Raw genomic sequence first — 6,000 nt, forward strand, 5'->3', positions numbered from 1 at the left:
ACGAACCAGCGACACATCAGCGTTGAATTGGAGACGAACTGGCAATACATCACCGTAGAACTGGAGACGAACTACCGGCACATCAGCGTTGAATTGGAAACAAACTGGCGACACAACAGCGTGGAACTAGAGACGAATTAGCATCAAATCCCCGTCCTAACAGCTCCAAGCCAAGACTTTCAGAAAGCAAAATGCGGATCCTGTTCGACGAGAAATCCACTTCCAGCAACCACAGCTTTTGCCCGTTATTGCTACCACTACCAGGCATTCTATCACATCTCATATGCTTCTAGCGGAAATTCTGGACTATAATCACAAGACAGCACCGGGATTGCGGGAGTCCTTCATGAAGTGCGTAATGACAAGACGGCAGCGGGATTACCGGGTATCCTTCATGAAGCGATTCTGAATCCGGCAAGTGTTGGTCGACACACCGTAATGACAAGACGGGAGCGGGATTAGCGGGGTACTTCATGAAGTGCGTAATGACAAGACTGGAGTGGGATTGGTGGGGGTGTTTCATGAACCAAATGTGAATCTTGTGAGTAGCAGCCGATCCCGCATAATGACAAGACGGGGGCGGGATCGCGGGGATGCTTCATGAAGTACGTAATGACAAGACGGGAGCGGGATTGGTGGGGTGCTTCATGAAGTAATTTTCGACCCAACAACCCCCGGCTAACATCTTATAATGACAAGACGGCAGCGGAATTCGGGGTATCCATAATTAAATATATATCTATATTGTTAGGTCATCTAATGACAGGAAGGCGGCGGGATTGCGGGGGGTGGTTCATGAAACCGCTACCAGCCAAATCAGTCTCATACGTTCAGCCATACGACGAGAGAGTTTTATAGACTCTATTAACGAACTTGGGGTTGTCTAATACGTTCAGCCGAATTCACACAATTAGGGTTCAGGGGAGATGAAGTTCAGTGGATAGTCGCGTAGCGAACGGTTCGGGACGGAGCCGAGAAACGGAGGCGGGAAAGTGGGGGAGGCGGGAGGCGGACAAAGCGAATACTATCAGAGATATGATAGTGGATGGAACCCTCGGAGAGCGGCGCAGAGGACCACGGAAGAGCCACGACCAGTGTCGGCGACGAAGCGAGACAGCAACGACTGCGAGGTAGCAGGAGAGCTTGACTCGGAGGACCGACATCGAACGAGGGACGAACCGGCCACGAAGGTCGATGACGGACCACCAGCTGATCGATAGCACTCCAGAGGCGAGCCACGACACCACCAGCAGGACTGACCCGGCAGCAACAACCCGACGAGCGATGGGAAGTGAGAATCGACCAGCGACGACCCTCGGCGATTAGACGAACGACTAGCGAAGTCGGCCCGACGACCAGGAAGCAACACAGCGATCTCGACCACCATCAAGAACGGACCACCGAGCGCGCGACAACATTGAGGGACCGCCGAGACGACACGACACCCGATGACGAACAGCGGCGGCGTGGCGACGACAGGAGGGAAGGGCAGATCACGATGCGAGAGTGCGAGGTGAGGCGCGGTCGACGACATCGAGGATCGCGGTCGCGATGTGAGCGGTGTGGGGTGGGTGGGCGGGGAGACGCGACCGTGACCGTACCAGATGTGACACGACGGTGGGGGTGGGAAGGCGACAACAGCGAGACAGCGATACTACGAGAGCGGCGAAGCGACGGGGACGGCGAAGGAAATGACGACATCGCGGACCTCAAAGACGAGTTCGAAGAAGTCGAAGAGCTCGTCGGTGTGATCAACGACATCGCCGAGCAGACGAACATGCTCGCGTTGAACGCCAACGTCGAGGCGGCGCGGAGCAACAGCGACGGCTTCGCGGTCGTCGCCGACGAGATGAAGAATCTCGCGAATCGCTCCCAGGAGCAAGCTGACGAGATCGAAGACATCGTGGCGAGGATCAAAGCGAAGACTTCCAAAACGACCGCCGAAGTGGACGCAGCCAACGACGAGATCCAGTCTGCAAGAGACGACATCCAAGGCGTTCTCGAGAACCAGAAACAGATCCTGACGGCAGTCGAACAGACCGAAAGCGGGATCAGCGAGATCGCGGCCGCAACAGACGAGCAGGCAAGCGTGGCCGAAGAGATATCGAGTGCCGTCGACGACGTCTCCGAACGAGCGACTGTCGTGAGCGAGGAGATCGCAGAGATCGCGGCCGAAAACGAGAGCCAAACGGAGATGGTCTCGCAGCTGACCCAGCAGGTCGAGCAGATTGACCGCGGACTGGCGGAGGTCATGGACACGTCAGTCTGAGGTAGCCGTATCGTGATCGGACGGTCGGACAACCCCACCCCACGCTTCCGCTCCAAATCTCCAGAGTATCGACGCTCCAGACTATCTCCCGTATCCGTGGTTCTGTAGTCCACACACGGGGACCCCCAGTTTGGAGTGAGGTCCCCAAAGGAGGAGAGACGATCCAACCGAGACCATATACTCGGTATCTCAACAGACTATAGCACGGAGTATATAAAGAGACTATAGCACTAACTTCTTGTTAACCCTAAAAGACAACTACAGCACTCTATTCTCTATTTCTATTGTTTAGTTATTGCCTTTATCATTACATATATAATATAATGTAGTAGTATAGAATATGTCGAGACGAATTGGTGGTTGTATTCTGGAGACGTTCTGTCTAGTCCAGCTTTCGGGGAAGTCCAGATTGAGATAGATTAGACGGTACAAGATCCGAATTAGGTCATACTCCACACCCTGTTGAGGTACTTGTTCGTCTGGAATTTCTCGGTTCTATTCCACCGCCAATTCCCCCGGTTTACTCACTCCAAACTGGGGGTCCCCCTCTCTGTTGGACTCCTGACAATCTCACTCCAAACCGGGGGTCCCCCGTATCAGATCCCCAAGATGCTCACTCCAAACTGGGGGTGGGAAGTGGAGCAAGACGCCTCTCACTCCAAACTGAGGGTGTTGACCGGTTTTCAGACCGGCATAGATTCAGAGTTTTAGCCCATATAACCGACAAACTCACTCCAAACTGGGGGCGGTAAACTTATCACGCCAACGCACAACTCCGAACCATGGGCGACACAGACAAAAGTGGGTTCTCGGTTGACCAGGTGATCGGGAACTCGCCACGGATCTTCCAGAACAAGTCTCTCGTCTCGGTCGGTACTGTCCCCGACGAAGGCCGGATTGTCGGGCGACAAGAAGAAATCACGAACGTCGCACTCAGCCTCGAGGACCTCATTTACAACGACGTGCCAGATAACATCCAAATCTATGGGAAGACTGGCACCGGGAAGAGCCTCGTCTCACGGCACGTCTCTTCAAAGATCACTGAACGTGCTCAAGAAAACGGGGTCCACGCGACCAATGTATACGTCGACTGCAACGCGAACAACACGATCACCCGTGCTTCGCGAACACTGTATTTCTCGGTTTTCGACGAGCTAGACGAAAAATACGGGATCAAAGCCCAACCGAGTATCTCTCCTCCACCGAAGCGTGGCGTAGGCTGGAAAACCTACACCGAGGAACTCTGGGATATTGTCGACGACTACTACGACGGGCTGGTCATCATCCTCGACGAGATCGATCTGCTTGAAGACTTCAACAACCTGCTCCATGCTCTCTCGCGCGCCCGTGAAAACGACGAGATAGAGACCTACATCTCCATCGTGCTCATTAGCAACAAGACGACACAGTTCCGAAACAAGGTCAACCAGCGCGTAAAAAGCTCGATGGGCGGGTCCGAATTCGTGTTCTCAGCGTACAACGCTGACCAGCTGGAGGATATCCTCGAGAATCGTCGCGATGCCTTCGAGGAAGGCGTCCTCGGTGACAACACGATCGAAAGAGCAGCAGAGCTCGCAGCCGACGAACACGGAGATGCGCGAAAAGCGATCGAGTTACTGAACAAGGCTGGCATGATGGCCCGACGGAACATGGACGAGACCGTCACCGAAAACCACGTCACCGAAGCAAGAGACCTCGTTGAAGCGGATCTCCTCTCGAAAAGCATCAGCACACTCCCAGATCAAGCAAAACTCGTCTTGTATACGCTGACGAAGCGACTCGACGGGAGAGGCGACACCGTCTCAACGTCGCAAGTTTATGACCGCTACCAGACTGTCGCGAAAGACGTCGAGTCGAACGTCCTTGGCTACCAACGTGTCTCAGACCTCCTCGATGAATTGGAGTTCCTCGGCGTAACGATGAGCGAGCGAAAGGGCCGCGGCGACAGACGTGGAATAAAGAAGGACCACGAGCTGAACCACCGTCCCGCAATCGTGCTCGCAGCCACACTCGCTGAAGACCCACGGCTCCAAGACTTAGAAAGTGTCTCCTCGCCCGAAGACATTCTCCAGTGAAATCCTGAGACTCAACCGCGCAGGGTTCGAGAAATCACCGTAATTTTTATATGATATATACACAAACATATATAAAATATAATACTATATTTGCGTGGACTGGTGTCGAGAACTGAGCTCATTAATGCCCGGCTCTATTGGTAGATCGCGATGTGACCGGCTCGCTTCTCGGCAACCGCCGAAGCTGGAGAATTAGAGTTTTCTCGCTCAAAATTAACCAGCCGACATATGTGATTCTACGTCTAGGTAGTCAGATCGATAATATCAGCTGTCTCGAATCGCTCTTGGGAGACACCCAGTCGGCGGAGTAGCACGCGCCAGGAGATGTCTCGTGCCCGCTATTCACCCATTGATAGTGATTACTGTAAGTTTTTACCGCCGTGACGATCCGTATCGGCATTGAGGGCGGCTGAATAAGCGTCCCTCGACGCCGCCTCTGAAACTATTCGCAGTAATCACTATGAGTCGTGATTTCGAAGCGTCCACTCGTCGATCACATCATCAACTGTACCGGCTGTTGTGACCAATTTGCCTACTTCGCGCTCAATGGAGTCTTCAACTGTGTAGACAACAAAAAAGTAGAGATAGCTTGCTGTATCAGCCCAGTTGTCAGCCCATCCGTCTTTAGTTAAGCGAGAAACCGCGTGGTAGCGGCGGCTTATCAAGGCATCTTTCGGAAGGAATGAGTAAGTCCAGTCTGTACACGACAAGGACTCCTCATCTCGGATCATGCGTCGGCTCACTACACCATTCGTCTTCAGTTAAGCCTGATAGTAATATATTCTCTCAGATTATGCTTGTTGGTATTAAATATAGGAGAACTCACGGATGAGACACCAGCACCATTGAGAACAATCGATAACCAATCATCACAAACGGCGTTTTCTCCCCGTAGCCGGTGTGATTAGGCCGCGTTCGAGCGGACAGCACGGCCATTGAGTATTAACTAAAGACGAATAGATCACAGAGTCAAGTCAGCGATCTCCCAGTCGGAGGGTAACTCGTCACCGACACCTTGCTCAGCTACTATCTCTCGAATCTGCGTCTCAACACCTTCATCCAACACAAACTCGTAATCAAGTTCCTCCTGCCACTCCCAATAGCGTGGAACCGTTGGATCGAAATCGCTGACAGCACCAGCGGGAGCATCCAGCAGGTATCGTGGTCCCGAAATCTTACCAGACCGATATGGGAGTGTCTGTTGAACCGACTCGTCGTTAACCAGTTCTTCAAGCAGTTCTACGGCTGAATGCTGGTCGGCATAGAACGCATGTTCGAGTATCGCATTCACGAGCGGGAGACTCGACGAGGCGTACTGGTGGATATCGTCCGCAACCGAATGGTCTGGATGCCCGATACCCCAGCCGTACGGATGGAGTGCTTCTCTGATGAAATCGTATCCATCTCCCTCAAACTGGTCGAGAATCGAACTGAAGAATGTCAGGGCGGAAACTGGAACACTATCGATACCGGCCGACAGGCGGGTACTGATAAGGTAGCGACTTGTAACGTTCTGGAGAATTGTCGTCACGTGGGGGAACTTATCAGCTGTGTCTGGATGGTATGCGTCGAGAAAATCTTGGTCGCGTCGCAAGATCATTTAGAACCAAGCCAACACTCGACGCAACGAAGTAGCAGTTGATACGTCAGAGGAAG

At 53.0% G+C, this 6,000-nt stretch carries 4 protein-coding genes; 2 read left to right on the forward strand and 2 right to left on the reverse strand.

Annotated elements, in window-relative coordinates; translation table 11 throughout:
* Positions 1 to 1,591 precede the first annotated feature (1,591 nt).
* Both ACT4MF_RS17465 and ACT4MF_RS17470 read left to right on the forward strand, forming a co-directional pair.
* The gene (locus ACT4MF_RS17465) at positions 1,592 to 2,269 is read left to right on the forward strand and encodes a methyl-accepting chemotaxis protein (protein ID WP_444683721.1); all 678 of its coding nucleotides are present in this window, start codon (positions 1,592 to 1,594) and stop codon (positions 2,267 to 2,269) included.
* A gap of 782 nt (positions 2,270 to 3,051) precedes the next feature.
* Positions 3,052 to 4,344, forward strand: coding sequence for a Cdc6/Cdc18 family protein (locus ACT4MF_RS17470; protein WP_094520053.1), 1,293 nt, complete (start codon positions 3,052 to 3,054; stop codon positions 4,342 to 4,344).
* 458 nt (positions 4,345 to 4,802) lie between these two features.
* Here the strand turns inward: ACT4MF_RS17470 and ACT4MF_RS17475 are convergent, their stop codons facing one another.
* The gene (locus ACT4MF_RS17475; protein ID WP_444683720.1) at positions 4,803 to 5,075 is read right to left on the reverse strand and encodes a hypothetical protein; all 273 of its coding nucleotides are present in this window, start codon (positions 5,073 to 5,075) and stop codon (positions 4,803 to 4,805) included.
* Between the two features lie 230 nt (positions 5,076 to 5,305).
* Positions 5,306 to 5,944 (reverse strand): DUF8137 family protein, encoded by a 639-nt coding sequence (locus ACT4MF_RS17480; RefSeq protein WP_444683719.1) that lies wholly within the window; start codon positions 5,942 to 5,944, stop codon positions 5,306 to 5,308.
* Between the last annotated feature and the right edge of the window lie 56 nt (positions 5,945 to 6,000).

Origin of the sequence: Halorubrum sp. FL23 (genome assembly GCF_052439115.2) — an archaeon.
Taxonomy (GTDB): domain Archaea; phylum Halobacteriota; class Halobacteria; order Halobacteriales; family Haloferacaceae; genus Halorubrum; species Halorubrum persicum.

Bases quoted from the DNA above. Each gene is read 5' to 3' on its own strand.
- ACT4MF_RS17480 (WP_444683719.1), bottom strand. From the start codon at position 5,944: ATGATCTTGCGACGCGACCAAGATTTTCTCGACGCATACCATCCAGAC.
- ACT4MF_RS17475 (WP_444683720.1), bottom strand. From the start codon at position 5,075: ATGATCCGAGATGAGGAGTCCTTGTCGTGTACAGACTGGACTTACTCA.
- ACT4MF_RS17470 (WP_094520053.1), top strand. From the start codon at position 3,052: ATGGGCGACACAGACAAAAGTGGGTTCTCGGTTGACCAGGTGATCGGG.